The 15938-nt window shown below is 44.3% G+C and carries 18 protein-coding genes; 8 read left to right on the forward strand and 10 right to left on the reverse strand.

Annotation, left to right across the window (positions count from 1 at the left end):
* Positions 1-123: 123 nt before the first annotated feature.
* The 3 genes from AYR61_RS01865 to AYR61_RS01875 all read right to left on the reverse strand — a co-directional run bounded on the left by AYR61_RS01865 (position 124) and on the right by AYR61_RS01875 (position 5161).
* A complete protein-coding gene (locus AYR61_RS01865) occupies positions 124-1506 on the reverse strand; it encodes a hypothetical protein (protein WP_083220021.1) in 1383 nt (460 codons plus the stop codon).
* Between the two features lie 821 nt (positions 1507-2327).
* A complete protein-coding gene (locus AYR61_RS01870; RefSeq protein WP_065901354.1) occupies positions 2328-3368 on the reverse strand; it encodes a matrixin family metalloprotease in 1041 nt (346 codons plus the stop codon).
* A gap of 584 nt (positions 3369-3952) precedes the next feature.
* Entirely contained in the window at positions 3953-5161 is a 1209-nt protein-coding gene (locus AYR61_RS01875) for an aminotransferase-like domain-containing protein (protein WP_065901355.1), read from the reverse strand.
* A 134-nt stretch (positions 5162-5295) separates the two neighbouring features.
* Between AYR61_RS01875 and AYR61_RS01880 the strand changes: the two genes are divergently transcribed.
* The 3 genes from AYR61_RS01880 (at position 5296) to AYR61_RS01890 (ending at position 7087) form a co-directional block, all read left to right on the forward strand.
* The gene (locus tag AYR61_RS01880; RefSeq protein WP_056987592.1) at positions 5296-6207 is read left to right on the forward strand and encodes a LysR family transcriptional regulator; all 912 of its coding nucleotides are present in this window, start codon (positions 5296-5298) and stop codon (positions 6205-6207) included.
* A 90-nt stretch (positions 6208-6297) separates the two neighbouring features.
* The gene (locus tag AYR61_RS01885) at positions 6298-6495 is read left to right on the forward strand and encodes a hypothetical protein (RefSeq protein ID WP_054710352.1); all 198 of its coding nucleotides are present in this window, start codon (positions 6298-6300) and stop codon (positions 6493-6495) included.
* Positions 6496-6787: 292 nt separating this feature from the next.
* Positions 6788-7087, forward strand: coding sequence for a helix-turn-helix domain-containing protein (locus AYR61_RS01890; RefSeq protein WP_065901357.1), 300 nt, complete (start codon positions 6788-6790; stop codon positions 7085-7087).
* 69 nt (positions 7088-7156) lie between these two features.
* Here AYR61_RS01890 and AYR61_RS01895 read toward each other — a convergent pair whose 3' ends face one another.
* A complete protein-coding gene (locus tag AYR61_RS01895; RefSeq protein WP_056987591.1) occupies positions 7157-7855 on the reverse strand; it encodes an ATP-binding protein in 699 nt (232 codons plus the stop codon).
* 301 nt (positions 7856-8156) lie between these two features.
* Between AYR61_RS01895 and AYR61_RS01900 the strand changes: the two genes are divergently transcribed.
* The 3 genes from AYR61_RS01900 to AYR61_RS01910 all read left to right on the forward strand — a co-directional run bounded on the left by AYR61_RS01900 (position 8157) and on the right by AYR61_RS01910 (position 10009).
* Positions 8157-8546, forward strand: coding sequence for a hypothetical protein (locus tag AYR61_RS01900; RefSeq protein WP_054710340.1), 390 nt, complete (start codon positions 8157-8159; stop codon positions 8544-8546).
* Complete coding sequence (locus AYR61_RS01905; RefSeq protein WP_054710337.1) at positions 8539-9072, forward strand: helix-turn-helix domain-containing protein; 534 nt, start codon at positions 8539-8541, stop codon at positions 9070-9072. The genes AYR61_RS01900 and AYR61_RS01905 overlap by 8 nt, the downstream gene beginning before the upstream one ends.
* An 85-nt stretch (positions 9073-9157) precedes the next feature.
* Positions 9158-10009 (forward strand): hypothetical protein, encoded by an 852-nt coding sequence (locus AYR61_RS01910; protein WP_065901360.1) that lies wholly within the window; start codon positions 9158-9160, stop codon positions 10007-10009.
* Positions 10010-10087: 78 nt separating this feature from the next.
* On the opposite strand, the gene AYR61_RS01915 is transcribed toward AYR61_RS01910, so the two are convergent.
* From AYR61_RS01915 to AYR61_RS15100, 6 genes are all read right to left on the reverse strand, one after another.
* Positions 10088-10429 (reverse strand): hypothetical protein, encoded by a 342-nt coding sequence (locus AYR61_RS01915; protein ID WP_065901363.1) that lies wholly within the window; start codon positions 10427-10429, stop codon positions 10088-10090.
* A 468-nt stretch (positions 10430-10897) separates the two neighbouring features.
* Positions 10898-11323, reverse strand: a complete 426-nt coding sequence (locus tag AYR61_RS01920) for an immunoglobulin domain-containing protein (RefSeq protein ID WP_065901366.1) — start codon at positions 11321-11323, stop codon at positions 10898-10900.
* A gap of 33 nt (positions 11324-11356) precedes the next feature.
* Positions 11357-11539, reverse strand: coding sequence for a hypothetical protein (locus AYR61_RS01925; RefSeq protein WP_156319309.1), 183 nt, complete (start codon positions 11537-11539; stop codon positions 11357-11359).
* A gap of 278 nt (positions 11540-11817) precedes the next feature.
* On the reverse strand, positions 11818-13200 hold the full coding sequence (gene ltrA / locus AYR61_RS01930) for a group II intron reverse transcriptase/maturase (protein WP_065900954.1): 1383 nt from the start codon (positions 13198-13200) through the stop codon (positions 11818-11820).
* A gap of 657 nt (positions 13201-13857) precedes the next feature.
* Complete coding sequence (locus AYR61_RS01935) at positions 13858-14094, reverse strand: DUF2922 domain-containing protein (RefSeq protein WP_054710322.1); 237 nt, start codon at positions 14092-14094, stop codon at positions 13858-13860.
* A gap of 16 nt (positions 14095-14110) precedes the next feature.
* Complete coding sequence (locus AYR61_RS15100; protein ID WP_156319308.1) at positions 14111-14284, reverse strand: DUF1659 domain-containing protein; 174 nt, start codon at positions 14282-14284, stop codon at positions 14111-14113.
* Between the two features lie 217 nt (positions 14285-14501).
* On the opposite strand from AYR61_RS15100, the gene AYR61_RS01940 reads away from it, so the two are divergent.
* Together AYR61_RS01940 and AYR61_RS01945 are read left to right on the forward strand one after the other, a co-directional pair.
* Positions 14502-14819, forward strand: a complete 318-nt coding sequence (locus AYR61_RS01940; protein WP_065901367.1) for a hypothetical protein — start codon at positions 14502-14504, stop codon at positions 14817-14819.
* Between the two features lie 591 nt (positions 14820-15410).
* A complete protein-coding gene (locus AYR61_RS01945) occupies positions 15411-15851 on the forward strand; it encodes a MarR family winged helix-turn-helix transcriptional regulator (protein WP_054710316.1) in 441 nt (146 codons plus the stop codon).
* The last annotated feature ends 87 nt before the right edge of the window (positions 15852-15938 follow it).

Below are 15938 nucleotides of genomic sequence, written 5' to 3' on the forward strand. Positions count from 1 at the left end.
ACCATCAAAGCTCTAAGAAAACTAGTTTCACACGTTTGAATTTTTGTCCTAAATTCAAACATCGAAATTGAATTCACAAAAAAAGAAGCCCCATTTCTGAGACTCCTTTTAGTCAACTAATAATTAGTTGAAAACATCAGCTGTAGTGGTTGTGCTTGCAACAGGTGCCTTGCCAAGTACAACAGTAGCAGTAACGTTTGCAGTCAAGCTATCACCATAGTGAGCTAATTCGTTAACTGTGTTGAAAGTAGCTTTTTGACCTACAGTAAATGTGTAGTGGTACTGAGTACCCTTAGAATTAGTGTAGTTTACGTTACCAGCAGTAGCGTTCAAAGCTGCAGACAATGCATTGTAAACATCGTCAGTTGAAGTAACCTTAACAGTCTTATCACCCTTCAATGCGTTAGCAAGGTTTGCCAATGCAGTACTATCGAAGTTGATAGAACTTGGGTTAACAGTATCGTTAACAGCTAATGCACCAGTAGTATCTGGAGTAAGAGCTGAAGCGTTAGCAATAGCACCAACCTTAAGAGTTAGCTTAGAAGAAGCGGCTTCAGTAACCTTAACGTACTGAGTACCACCAAATGTTGCATCAGTGTTTACAAAGCTTGAGAACTTGTAACCTGAAGGAACATTCAACTTAGCAAAGTCTGATAATGATTGGTTGTCAACGTTCTTGAAAGTAGAAGCAGCAAGTTGACCGGCCTTAGTATCAGTGTTTGTAGTTACAAAGGTTTGATCATATGAGCTTGATAATGCATTGCCCTTAGTGTCAGTGTAAACAACCTTAACACTGTTGTCAGCAGTAGCTGTAGGTGCGGTGTTCTTAACGTTTGAAGCCTTTACCCAAGCGCCAACTAAACCGTTAGTGGTTGAACCATCAACAGAAGCGATTTGGTACCAAGTTTCGCCTTCACGAGAAGTAGTTACAGCTGCTCCAAAAGTAAACTTAGAACTCTTGTAAGCATCAGTACTAGTCAAAGTCTTGCCATCAACAGTGGCACGACCAACCTTGTATTGAGCCCAAGCTGGTTGCTTGTAGAATAATGTGTTTTCAGTTGTGCTAGTTGCAACTGACAGAGTATATGAGTCAGATGCACTTGGGGCAGTAGCAGTCTTAGTAGTATCGTATGATGCTACACCACCAGCATAAGCTGAAGTTGACTTGCCGCCGTAGATCCAGCCACGGTAGTTACCGTCGAATGAAACAACCTTGTAGTAAACTGAGCCGCGGTTAGTAGTAGCGACACGGTATGCACGGAAGTTTGCCTTACCTTGGTTAGACTTGTTAAGAGCTGATGCAGTAGTAGTAGTTGCAACTACTTTAGCACCCTTTAAAGTACCAGCCTTAGTATACAGTGCGTTAGTACCTGTTAATGTGACGTTACGAGTAGTAGCGTCCGTAGTCAAAGTCTTGTTTGATGTGACTTTGGCGTATGAGCTTGCGTTAGCAGTTGTAGTTGCGGCAGCGCCGGCAGCGACAAATGATAATGCAGCTAAGCCCAAATAAAGAGATTTCTTTAAACTTGCTTGTGTGTGATATTCCTCCAAACATATAGTTATGTAACACATCAAGCATAAACAGTATACACAATATCGCTGAGAATGTTAAGTAATATATACAGACAACGATATCGAAGGGTTCCTCAATTGACCCTGAAAAGAAGTATACCGTAAGGGCTTGTGGAAAATCAAGCATAACTAAGGATTGTATTCATTGTGTCATATATTCACACTACTGAAACAATCTGTAATATACGCTTTCAGCCCCGCCCTTATGGTGCTCAGTCAGGGTCTAAGTTCATGATAACGCTATTCAATGTTATGTGCTAATGTTCTGCTTTTTTATTTTGGAAAGGTTAAAAAGGTTAAGAAAGTGGTTTCAATTTCGGGATTTTTATCTGATTTTTTAGGAAATATCGGTTAAATTTGGATACAATCTTTTGATTTTGTTCGATGATTGTTTGGTTTTGGATTTTTATTCGGGTAGGGTTAGTGACTTTATATAGGAAGAAATAAGTGTCTATTGATTTATGATTAGGCTATTTACCTTGATTGGATGAGGTTTGCCCACTATGTTTTTACGAATGGCAAAACTTATAATTCATCTTTTTGCAACGACTCGTCACCTTTACATAATCAGACCATTAAAAAACAGCCACTATAAAGTGATGGCTGCCAATATGATCTCTGTATAGCAGTGACAACATGAAATTACTCATGAGTTCTAATGAACAACGCTGCTAATTTATAGTAAATCCATTTCTCCAAGGTTCGGATGATAACAATACGATAATATTGAACTTTAGCTACAGCAGAAAAAGGCCCTACCAAGCTCCTAAATAATGAGCAATTTTCGCACGATCTAGATCCCGTTTTGAGATTTTCTTCTGCCCAGACTTACTATACATAATATCTGATTTCAGTTTCGAATGAGTTAACCCCATCGCATGTCCAAATTCATGTTCAAGCACACCTTGCAAGTCAGATTTTTCTACTTCTCCGTCTCGAATAAAGACTGACCAAGTAATCGTTTCACCTTTATAATCAATATTGTCGTCCGAATCATACACTCCAACAGCGTCACTAATATCTGCTGGCATCTTACTCCAGTCGTTGAAATCTACCACAAAGCTACGATCACTAGACTTCTGATCTAAAATAAATATCTTTTTTCCCATTGCCTTGTTCCATGCTGCTATCGCTTTCTTCGTTGGCGTTAACAAATTCTTGTCCAGTACTTTAACTTGTGCTTGATGTTTAATAAAGTGGTTAGATACATCTCCGATACCAAAATTGGTCTCAGCATAGTTCAATTGTTTAAAATACTTTACTGGATGCTTCAAACCATTTTTTATAGGAGATTTATTCCCGGCATACTTGTTGAGTAAGGCTAATGATGTGTTCTTATAATTATATGAATTATACGGTAAAGGAATTAACGTAAATTTAGGATGTAACGGGCTTTGTAACCCGATTTTATTAATGTTTTGAGAAGCGGTGTAGATAAAATACGTTGTACCAGAGTTGTACATCATAACTTCTGATAAGCGTTGGGCCTTTTGATTTCCTACCTTAATTAACATTGATTCACTAGTATGCAATGTATACTGTGAATCAGTTGATCCATATTTAACAAAGCTGTTAAGACTAGTCATCTTAGAAGGAATCATTTTTTCTGGATTAAATGATGTTTTCTTTGTATGAAATACGTATCCCTTTGTATTTGGCTTGATGGTGACACTCCAAGAGCTCACTTGTTTCACATTCGAAATTGTGACCTTGCTTGCGTCTACTGAAACTGGCTTTGCTATCAATCCACATATCAACCCTAAAACAATTATTTCTATAACCCTCCACTTTCGCATATAGAGCACTCCCCACTATTTATAATTAGTGCATTGATTTATGTACTAATTATATCATTAATAATATTTTATGATGATAGAATGATAACTTACGATAGCCTAAGCGGGGTAGTTATGACGACCAGGAACATCTTTATGTACTAAATCTGGATCTATTCGTTCGGGCATACTGACTTATCACAATTAAAATATATTCCTGCAGTTTGCTTTCTCCTAAATTTTACATTCCTCTCGACTCTTATCTAGCCGAATTGGGCTACAGAAGGCAGAGGGCTCCTGTGTAAGGCACTTCGACCCAAAAAGTCAGGCCCGGACTTTTTAGGTCAAAGTACCTTACACTCCGCCCTCTAACCGCCTTCTTCCGCACCTTAAGGTAAAAAAAAGACGCCTCTACCGGAAATCGTAGATGCGCCGCGCTGTTTGGACCAGCAACAAGTTAAAGTTTTGATTGTAATAGTTTTAAGTTCTTTTCCTTACAGAAAGGGGCTTGTCACCACCACAATCCATAAATCAATTTATAGGACACTTCTATTATACCTATTATTCCAAGAATTACTAGTAGTTGGAATAATATTTTTGAAAAACTAATTGATAACCTTAGTTAACCTATCTGCCAACAGAGTTCCCAGCCGTTTCATGCCGTCATCTATTTGGGCTGGCGTCAGGCCGGTGAAGTTCAGGCGCATGCCGTTTGTATGATCCTTATACGCATAGAAATTCTTTGACGGCACGTAGGCAATATGCTGGTTCGGCGTTGCCTCGTTATACAGCAAGTCCGTTGTATTGATTGATTCCGGCACCGTCACCCACGTGAAGAAACCGCCCTCCGGCTTCGTTGCCGTCACGCCTTCTGGCATATACGTTGCGATAGCCTTCAGCATGGCCTGCTGTCTGATCAGATATTCCTGATTGAGTTTGGCAATGTGGTCATCCAGACTATTGTTGGCCAGGAAGTTGTTCACGGCTGCCGCTGTCAGGTTCGGCACCTCCAGGTCGGCACCCTCCTTTAGCTTATACAGCTGCTTCAAGACTTTCTCATCCGCCACCAGCCACCCCAGTCTCAGCGCCGGCATCAGCACCTTTGAAAAACTCGACAGGAAGATCACGCGGCCCTCCGTATCAAACGACTTGATGGTCGGCAGCGACTCACCCACATAGCGCAGGTCGCGGTACGGGGTGTCCTCCAGAATCATGAAATCATACTGGTTCGCCAGTTCGACCAAGCGTTGGCGCTTTGCCAGCGACAGGGTCACGCCGCCCGGGTTGTGGAAGTCCGCCACGGTATACAGGAACTTGATATCCGGGTGCGCCCGCAACAGGGTCTCCAGCTGGTCGATAGCCATCCCGTCCGCTTCCAGATTGACTTCGTAGTACGTCGGTTCATACATATCAAACGACGCTAGCGCTCCCACATACGTTGGCGCCTCGACCACCATGGCATCACCCTTGTTCAATAACAGCTTGGCCACGAGGTCGATACCCTGTTGGCCGCCCGCCGTCAGCATCACGTTTTCTGGCTTGGCGTCCGTGATCTTCATCCGTTCCCGCGCGCGTTTTGCCAACCGCTCACGGAGCTCGTACGGCCCTTCCACCGTGTGGTACTGGAAGGTATGGTCGCCCTCCGCCGCCATGGCCGCCAGGTACGCCTGTTTCATTTCATCACTTGGAAACAGGTTCTCTGCCGGGGCACCCGCCGTAAATTTGATTGCGTCATCGTAATCCATCACCGGGAACAGCCCCGCCAAACGAGATGCCGTTTCCGGGTGGACGCGGTCTGCGAATAAGTTTTCCATCTGCTCAACCTCCAGTGTAACCAATTGTTATCGAATTTCTTCCTATGTAGTATGCTATACTGACCCATAACGTTAGTAAAGTTCACATTTTTCACGTATAGATGAATCGTTTTCAACTAAAAAGGACTGATCAAATGCTGCCATTTGCGTACCAAGTCTTCAGCACGGTCGTTTCGGAAGGTACCTTCCAGAAAGCGGCCCTCAAATTAAACGTCACGCCATCCGCCATCAGCCACTCGGTGACCCAGCTCGAATCCGACCTGGGCTTTCCCGTCTTCGTGCGCTCCCGGACCGGCGCCGAGCTGACCCCTAATGGTGAGCTCATTTTACCGATTATTCAAGAAATTCTCAACAATGTTGCCCGCTTACAACAGGAAGCTGACAACATCAACGGTCTAAATTCCGGTCTCATCCGCATCGGCGCGTTCTCGTCCGTCTGCATCAACTGGCTGCCGCCGATCATTCAGGCATTCAAGAAACAGTACCCGCGCATCGACATCTCGGTGAGTCAATCCGGCTTCGACCAGATCGTCCGTGACGTTAAAAACGGCACCCTGGACATCGGCTTCGTCGTCCTGCCCGTCCACGAGGACCGGTTGATCGTCGACAGTCTGATTCAAGATGAGATCTACTGTGTGGCACCAAAGGGCTTCGTCCCCGAGAACCGCCACTCCGTCACCAAGGATGACCTGGCCGACTTCGACTTCATCCTGCAACCCGGCGACTACGACCGGGATACCAAGGCCACGCTGGATTACTACGGGATTCAGCCCAACCTGATCCATTTCTCCATCGATGACCAGTCGATCGTCGCCATGGTGGAAGCCGGCCTCGGCCTGGGCATCCTCCCCGAGCTGGCGCTGCAAAAAATCATCGGCGACGTCGTGGTCTACCCCTTTGAGCACACGTTCTACCGGTCCATCGTGCTGGTCACCTCATCCGTGCAGGCCAAGACCCCATCGACCCAGCACATGCTGAACCAGATCCACACCTACATCGCCGACATGTACCCCGAAGCCCTGTTAACGCGAAATGAAACAAAATAGTAACTTTGATGTAATCGTTACGGTTAGTCTATGGTGCTATACTTCTTATTAGAAATTTAGCGATTTTTAATATCAAGGAGGCTTCAAGCGTTGCGTTGGTCAATCTTTATGATGTTTATTGCGGTAGCGATCGTCTGCAGTAGTTGCGCAGTCATCTTCTATCACCGGAAAAGTTCGGAACGCTGGGAAGCTTATCTGTTTGGCGTAATGGGCGGCAGCGCGGCGGTGCTGGCTGTTGTTCAGTTGGTTATGGTGGTTGTGGGGCATTTTGTGCCGCATTTTAGTTAGAGAGAGCGGAGGAAAACGGGTTGAGGGCGGAGCCTAAGTAACTCCGGCAGAAATGCCTGGGTTTTGGCATTTTTGTCAGAGTTGCTTAGGCAGGAGCCCTCAGTTTTCCGGAGCTCGTTTAGGCTATCTTGCCTAGAAAGACAATAAAGAACGTAAGCCACCCGTAATTAACGGATGGCTTTTTTGTCGCTATCATCCCAGTGCATCATTAGCACAACAGACTATTAGTTCATGTATACTAAACCCTGCAACAAACCGATGATACTGAAACTCCACGTAAAGGAGCAAAAAAATGTCAAAAACACTAGAAAAAAGCTTACATGAATTAGAAGCCTACTTAGATGGCGATAAAAACATCAAAATAGAAACACATTGCTTTATAAATATGCCTGAATTCACACCTGAACGAATTAAGAATATCAGGTCATCAATCCCAGCGACCCAGTTTGTCTTTGCGGCCATGCTAAATGTCTCACCACGAACAGTTTCATCCTGGGAAAGTGGTAAAAGTAACCCAACTGGCAGTGCTAAGAGATTACTCCAATTACTGGATGAAGACCCAAAAGCATTGCACTCAGTAATTGATTTTTAAAAATTAACACCCTTGCAGGCTTTTCCAGTGCAGGGGTGTTTTATTATCTCAAGATTAATTTTCGAATCCTTACCCGTTCAAATTAGGCAAAGTTACCAAAAACGAATTCTCAGTCACTTTAATTTCCGGCCGTAAATCCGATTGCGCATAAGCCTTAACTATCCGTTTTAAGCCAGTCCCATAATTTTCCAAGTAACCCATCTTATCCAGAATATGTACCAACCGAGGATTACGCGCTGCCACTAAACCATTTTCAATATCAGAAATGATCAACCCTTGAGGAATACCGCCTGGTGACAAAATTTCTAACCGATCATCAAATACTTCTACCTTCACGTTTGAATGCAACATGTAATCGCGATGGATGAACGCATTCACGACTGCTTCTCTGATCGCTGTTTCCGGGTAATCTTGTCGCTCGCTGCGTTGCGCTTCACCCGTAATGATGGCTCGTCGGTGGTTTGCTGAATCTAGATAGTTTAAAGTCGCATCAATTTGCGTCACGATTGACCCAGTGTACGCACGTTTGTCCAAGAATTGGTCAACTTCTTTCCCCTCAAATACTGCGACTTTAGTCACTTCTTGGCACTGGTCGCTCAGCAGCAAGGCCGCATTATTGTAATCCTGATCATGAAAGAGCTGTAAGGCTTTCTCGTCGAAAGCGATACTAGACTGAAGGAATTTCATTTTGGCTGCGTCAAACGTCAATTTCTGGTTCAGTGCCACTTCTGAATCAAATTGGCTTCCCACCTGATATACTTGCTGCATTCGTCTCCCCCTTTCGTTTGTTGCTCTGACTGCTGAACTGCCTTCTCAAACTTAACTAAGATCAAATATTTTTTACAGAACAATAAGATTAACGTCCTTAATAATATCAGTTAGAATGATTTTTACCACACTACATTCAAATTAATTTTTTACATGTACTGAATCATAAATTAGTCTTTGCAAAGAATTCCGTTCTCCCAATTTTTTATTACGTAGTTATTGTTGTCAGCAATAATCGACTCAAAATCATTAGAGTTGGCATTTTAGAACTGTTACTGTACAATAACAAGGAGAAAAGGAAATGCATACCGATAACTTGTATCGACAACTCATACCGTTAATCATTAAACAGATTGAATATGATTATGCCACTAAACGCATTGATAGTAATTTGCACGCTAAATCTAGAACCTATCTATCCGCGCATAATGTGACTTATGAAAAAGTTCTGTTTGAAGCTGTCACTCACTTAGAAATGGCAAAATTCTTTCGTGGCCCGCATGCGCATCATTGGCTAAAAAATACTGAGGTTTTTGAATTTGTGGTTTACATTAGTCAAATAGACTTCTATGTGAAATTTGATGTCCGCGAAGGTGGGACTCTAATCGAATCATTTCACCCAACAGAAAAGATGGTAGACGATAGCTGGATAAAGTTAGACGAAAATAAAGGAGAATTCACCAATGATTAACCCAACAACACAAATTAAATATCATAATATTGTAACGGACAAGGATGAACACTACAACGTCATCGAACTAGAAGAAAAGGCACAGGTCGCAGAAGAAACCGTCATGAATACGCATCGCTATTGGGTCCCGATAAACGCTGATATCAGTAATCGCGACAACTATCTGGAGCCGAAAACCGATCCGGATTTCAATATTCACGCAGACTTCGCCGAATATCGCAAACAGTTTAATTTTCTAACACCCGCCGAAATAAAAGCCACTCGTGAGCGAATTGGTCTTTCATTGCGAGAGACTGCGACACTTTTAGGAATGGGTTTTAGCACCTTATCAAATATTGAACGCGATTTAGTGCTTCAGTCATATACCCAGCAGCTTAAACTCGATTATTTAACAGAACCTACTCAATTAAAAAAGCTTGTTAGCATGCATCATAGCCTTATTGAATCCCGTTTTGAAGGACGTGGACTTAATGCTAAGAAAATGTTTCAAACCATAAATACGTATCTTAAAACTCAAAATCTTTAGCACCACTATCTAACTGGAATTTGTTGGGAAAATCGGCGTATACTTTAACTTATGAAACGTAGATTGATTTCAGGGGGAAATTAGTATGAGAAAACGTGTTATCGCGGGTGTTGTTGCAGCAATGGTCTTAGGTCTATCCGTTGCTACCATCAAACCAGTAGACGCCTCGGCAAAGTCTAAAATTACGGATATGCCCAATATTGGCGCTCACTTCGTTGGCAACGGAACGTTTATCAACAACCATTCCAAGAGCTATTTAGCGACCAAGAAAGGTAAAAATGTTTCTATTTCTAAATATAGATATGCCTCACTCGGAGTTTATTACAAGCTAACCACTAGCAAAAACACCTATTACCGAATCAAGGCAATATCGCCCGCGGATGACATTAATGGCTGGGTTTTGGCAAAGAACTTCAAAACAGGTTACCCGTCCCTGCATGTTTCCAGCCTGACAGAAGCAGGTGTGACTGCGCAGGGTAAAATCATCGGTGGTCCGAGTGACATTACTGTCCAAACTTCGACACTTACCAGAAACAAACTAGATCCATATAATGATTTCAGGGCATTTGTCTATAAGAGTGAATCAACCATTTACTGGAAGAAATCCAGTCCAAAATATGCCGTTGATATCGTCTTTAACGGCGAACATGCACCCTCAGCTAACTTCACGAATAACACGAAACATTACAAAGCCTATTTTCTAAAGTCAGATAATAAAACACTGGATGTCAAACCATTTGGAAGCTACAAGTCTTTTAACAAATTGAATGCAACTACGCGTTCGAAGTTTCCTGCCGCTATTCAAATCAATAAAAACTATAACCCGACAAACATCTGGAACGGCGCGCTATATGATCCAGCAACTAAAATTATTCTTTTAAACGGGTATGGCAATAACACATACTCCTATCTGCCTGATTATTACCTTACGAAATAGTAGAAGTTCATGAGTGTTTTGGGCTCATATTAAAAAAAGCGGCTCAGCGTATCTTGCTGAGTCACTTTTTTATTGCAGTTATTCAACGACTTGATAGTCGCTCCCCACCAATTCAAACCGAATTTCATTATCATCGATCTGGTCATGGCCGAGGAAAGTCCCACCCACGTGATAGCGGGTGCCATCTTCAGTGATGACTTCAACCGGCATCCCGTTTTCGTGGTTGATTGCGTTGATCATTTCTGAGCCGTATGGCAACACAATTTCTACTCGGATCTGTTTTGGCATTTTGACGTAGGCGATTTCTTTGCCGTTTAGGGTGCGCTTGCCGACCTCTTCTTTGATGAAGGCGACTTGTGAGGTTGGTTTGAAGCCGTAGACTAGGGCTTTGCCGACTTTGATTGCTTGGATTTGGAGCATTTGTTTTTCTCCTGATTTTTTATTTGCTGGTTTTTAGTTTAGAGGAAAGTTTTGGTTTGGGCAACTTTTTGTGTGGCGTGGGTGGTGTTGCACTCTGTTTTCTAGTTTTTTCTTTGCAAAGGCCCGCTTTACATTGTGCTCCACTTCTATCTAGCCTAAACGTGCTACAGAAGGGCAAAGGGTTGCACCTAGCCGACTTCGACCGAAAAGGCCAAGTTCGGGCCTTTTCGGTCAAAGTCAACTAGGCTCCACCCTTTAAACGCCCTTCTTCCGCACTCTACAAAAAAAGAGAGCTCTCTCGAACTCCCTTCCACATGTTTGGGGACTACTTGTTACTGAAATAAATACAGGGGAAGTATTTCAGTACGCAATGAAGTTAGCATTACAACGACGTATCGTTATAACTGAGGCCTATTATACGCAGATTGATTCTTGAATGCTAATATTCTTACTTCGATTTTTTGAACACTAGTCGCTCGGCGCCCGCACGACAACGTCCACGCTGGTTGCCACCGCACGATTGTTGCGCATCGTTTCCACCGTATACGTGCCGGTATTGTGGGTTTGGCACCGATTCAGCCTGAGCTCATTCTTCACCGCACCGTGAATCGGGTCGTTGTTGAAGTACCACTGGTAGCCCTGGTCGTATTCCGAAGTGCTTCGGACCTTGAGAAACAATGGTGAGTTGACCGGCACCTGATGCAGCGGCTGGTTCGCAAGAATAACCGGCAGCCGCGGCTTGATCGCCAGGGTTGTGGTTGCCGTTGCTCTGAGCTGGCCCTTCTTACTCTCCCGCACCACCACACAACGAAAATGCACGCCGTCTAGTCCCAAAGGCACGTTGGTTAGTTTTATTTTATCCGTTGTCTGGGTAAACAGTTCCTGCTCCCCCATGAACCACTGGAATTGGTCATCGGGATCACTTGGCTAGACAGCCACTGACAGCGTCACAGTCCCACATTCCTGACCATGACCGCCGTGAATCGTGGCCGTTTCAATGGGTTGGAGGTGTAACAATTTTGCCACCCGCTGCGTCAACCGCTCCGACTGGGTCGCAAATTCGCACTGCTGCAAGTTTTGTCGCGATTCGTTAACTCGGTTTTCCATCATGATCACTCCTTCGAGCGTCTGGGGCCGGTTCCGTTAACCTTAGTGTACCAAGAAGATTGGGTGGGAATCGAGGAATACGCTCTTGGGATTCAGGTCAGAATCTTTGTACTATACTACAAAGATTTCTCTTTTTACCAAAAATTTGTGCTGTAATACAAAATTTCTGATTTTTACCGGAAATTTGCACTATAGTAATCGAGTAGGAGGTAATTGATTAATTCAATTACCGACCTCTCACACCACCGTACGTACGGTTCCGTATACGGCGGTTCAATAATTTAAGCACTTTGTATTGACTGGAGTGTCTTGCTCATATTGATGAGTCCAAGGCGTTCCAGTCTTTTGTTTGTCAGAGTATAGGTCAATGTCTTGCTATGCGCAGTTCGCCAATAACCCTTACGGGTATTGGCCATTGTATAAGCACTGGTGCCAGAAAGCCCCAGTTTTACAAGATGATTGACCTTTGTTTTGAGCTTCTTCCACTGTTTCCAAATATACTGGCGAATCCTTGCTCGCAACCATTCGTCTAAGTGACGGATAAAATTGGTCATTTTCCCGACCGAATAGTACTGTAACCACCCACGCATCTTTTGATGAATCTCGTTAAACACCAGGTTTAACGAAACGCCCCGATTGCGCTTGGTCATTTTCCTGAGTGCAGACTTGATGCGTTGCTTGGCCTGCCAAGCAGGTCGCGCATACGCACCTCCTCGACCAACCCCCAAGGAAAATCCCAGGAACTTGGCCCGCAGAGGCGAACTTACTGATGTCTTGTCCTCATTGACGGTGACCTTTAGGTCGCCTTCAAGAAAGCGAGTAACATTAGTCAGAACCCGTTCTCCAGCACGTTTGCTTCGGACATAAATATTACAATCGTCCGCATAGCGGACAAACTTATGACCTCTGGAAGTTAACAGCTTATCCAGTTCGTTGAGATAAATGTTAGCCAAAAGTGGCGATAAGGGGCCACCTTGAGGGGTGCCTTTATCACTTCGTTCAAATAGACCACCATTCATGACACCGCTGGTTAGGAAGCGACGAATGAGATGCAGTATCCATGGATCCGTAATATACTGCTCAATAAATTTAATAAGCAGATCGTGGTTGACCGTATCGAAGTATGCTTTTAAATCGAGATCCACGACATAGTGATAGCCCTGATTGTAGAACTGAACCACTCTATCAATGGCATCTTTAGCACTTCGATTCGGTCGGAACCCAAAACTATTATCTGAGAAGACACGCTCAAATGTTGGCACCATGACTTGCGCCATGGCTTGTTGAACAAGTCGGTCAATCACAGTTGGTATTCCGAGCTTGCGTTTACCACCATTAGGTTTTGGAATTTCAACCCGCTTAACGGGACGAGGCCGATAGGTCTCGTTTTGTAAAGCTTGCAGTAATTCCTGTTTATGTTTCCTCAAGTAGGGCAACAGTTCGTCAACGGTCATTCCGTCTAGTCCTGCTGCACCTTTGTTTCTGCAGACGCGAAGATAAGCCTCGTTCAGGTTATTTCGGTCTAAGACTAACTCTTGAAACTTAGTGCCGTTCATCATCGTATTTTCACCAGAGTCAGTGCTACGCACCCCGACTTGTTCTTGGGCTTCCAGTCCTACTGTCCGCCGGCGGTCAGCTTTTTCTGTATTCTGCGGTTGTTGCACTGTCTCCACCTCCAATATCAATGATGACCTATTATTGTTCAGCCCTTCGTGGCAGATACCACTACTATGGCCTCGGCTGACTCCTGTATCGTTCTGCACCACATCACTGCGATGTTTGTTCCTGTGGCGCTTAGCGCGCCTCTTGTCGGGAACGTACGATACAGGCCTCCCCGGGTAAGAACGCCCACTTTCGTACCATGTCATTGCCAGCTTTACTGCGATGGCCTCGAGTAGTATTGGACTTTGGTTTGTTTGGCAACCTCGTCCGACCAACACAGCCTTATAGCTGATTCTTGTACATCAATGCGGTACTTTGTCGCCGACTTCCTTCAGATTCCACCTCACGATGGACACCCTTGTCATTGACTTGCGGTTCCGACTACTACGGCCCGCAACGGACTTTCACCGTCTAGTTGGCGCCCATGCCGGGCGCACCAAAAAAGCGCCCGGGAATCCCTTCCCAGGCGCTTTTCTATTTCATCGGCCACAATGACAATGCCAGAATAGCCAATTCCATTTGATGTAGTTGCTGCGCCGCCACTAACATCAGCAGGCACAACAACCGTTTTTGTAACAGATGATTCATACCAGGACCCCCTTAAGCCGTCATGCAGATGGTTCAGAAAATGAACGGGGGCCGTGGGTCAGACTTGACGCTTAAACTTCGAAGAGTCCGCGTGTCACTGTGTCAACGTACGCTGCACTGATCACGTTAAGGTAGAGTTGCACCCCATCCTTTTGGAACATGTCAAGTGACGTCACAGTTGCCATCGCTTTGTTCACAGTAGCCTCGTCCAGGTCAGGCACGGCCTTGTTAAAACTAAAGGTGTGTAATTTTTCGTCTTCACCCTTGAAGATCAGTTGCAAAACGCTCTTTGATGAATTCTTAGCCATAGTTATTGTCCTCCTATTATAAAACGATGTCAGAAACGTCGTCGGTCGTGGTTACGATTGCGTGGTCAAAGGTGTTGCCAGTCAACGTTTCAACAACGCCGGCGAAGGTCTTGATCTGGCTGTCGCTAGGTGCTTGTACCAGGTTGTTGAAAGTTTGGCGAATCAACTTATCGTCAGCAGTCCGCATCATCAGGGTCAGGTTGTTTTAGTCCATGTCGTGTTCATATGAGTATCGCTCCTAAATTGGTTTATTTGGTAAGTTGTTGGCCAACGCCTTACACTTATACAAACAAAATCGCAGCCAAATCTGTCAACCAATTTTTAAATTTTCTCGAAAAACTTCTCTTTAGGGCGAAAATTAGGTATCATAGAGACATTAGTTTTAATTCTATAGGAGGCTATTTTTTATGGCTGAGCGTCTAGTATACCCGGTAGTCTTTGATCCAACTGTCGAACTGAACAGAATCCAGATCACCGTCCCCGATGTGCCTGAGGTCAAAGTCCTTGGCATCGACGAAGATGACGCCGTTTCGAAAGCGGCCCACGCCATTGGCGAGGCCCTTGCCACCACGACTGAGATTCCTGTGCCAAGTGCCCCAAGCGAAATCGCGCTGTATGGTCAGCAGCGGTTAAGCTTCATCGTACTTGATTTGGATGAATACAAGGAACAAACCCAAAAGCCTAGCAAGAAACGTGCTAAGGCTAAGAAGTCTAGTAAAAAATAATGGGTTTAAAAACCACTGATGGTTAGCAGTTTTGTTGACTTTTAGTGGTTTTTTTGTGTCTTTTAGTCTCAGTTGATAGTCCGTTGCATTGCGCGATTTAGCACTCCGCTGTGGTGGCTCGCGATGAAGCTAATTCGATTTCTGCTTCGCAGCTCTCGAATGGATCTCCATCGTCTCGCATGGCTCTAAGCGGAGAGACCCCCTCCGCTAAGTGCCATCGACACCACTGCTCCGTGCCAAATCGCTCCATTCCACTAACGTTGAGCTTATTTTTCACCACTAGTTAAGCATTACAATGGTGTTAACCCTAGTTTGTAGAGAATCCGCCCTCGACTGCTTATTATTTTCTTTTTAGCAATGCTTCTCATTCTTTCTGGTAAATGGTTCAAAATCAGTGATCTATTACTGATTTTTGGCCTAAGTTGTATTTCAATGTAGGTCGCTTATTCTTCTGACTGCGCAATATAGGGCCGGTTACTTAAGAAACAATCGGCACTCACCCCAAAAAAAAATCAAACCGACTTTGCCTTTTATCACACAACGTGGTATATTACTTCTATCGTGCACGATAGAAATTAGAGGAGGCCCAACATGAACGACGATATCCAACTGACGAATTTACTGTGTTTTTCGGTTTATAACATGAACCGGTTGTTTAACAAATTTTATCAGCAGGCATTGGCGCCGTTGGGGCTGACTTATGCGCAGTACCTGGTGCTGATGTCCCTGTGGGAACATGACAACCAAACCCTTCACGAGCTGGGTGATGAGTTGAAGCTTAGCAGCAACACCCTCACCCCACTGTTGAAGCGACTGGAGAAGAACGGCTGGTTGACCCGGGTTCGTCCGGAAAATGACCGCCGGCAGTTGATTGTTTCTTTGACTGATAAGGGCAATGACGAACAGGACGCGATCTTTGAAGCGCTCGCCGACTGCATTGCCAACTATCACCTCTCCCCAGAGCAGTACAAGCAAGCGCTGGCATTAAACAACGATCTGATTTCGGCATTTGAAACCGGGCTAGACAATTAATTGATTAAAACGGGATCGCCGTATGGCTGTCCCATTATTTTGGCCATTTCAGTCGTGCACGATCAATTAAACATTTTTAGGAGGAAT

This window comes from Secundilactobacillus paracollinoides (assembly GCF_001702155.1).
Classification (GTDB): Bacteria; Bacillota; Bacilli; order Lactobacillales; family Lactobacillaceae; genus Secundilactobacillus; species Secundilactobacillus paracollinoides.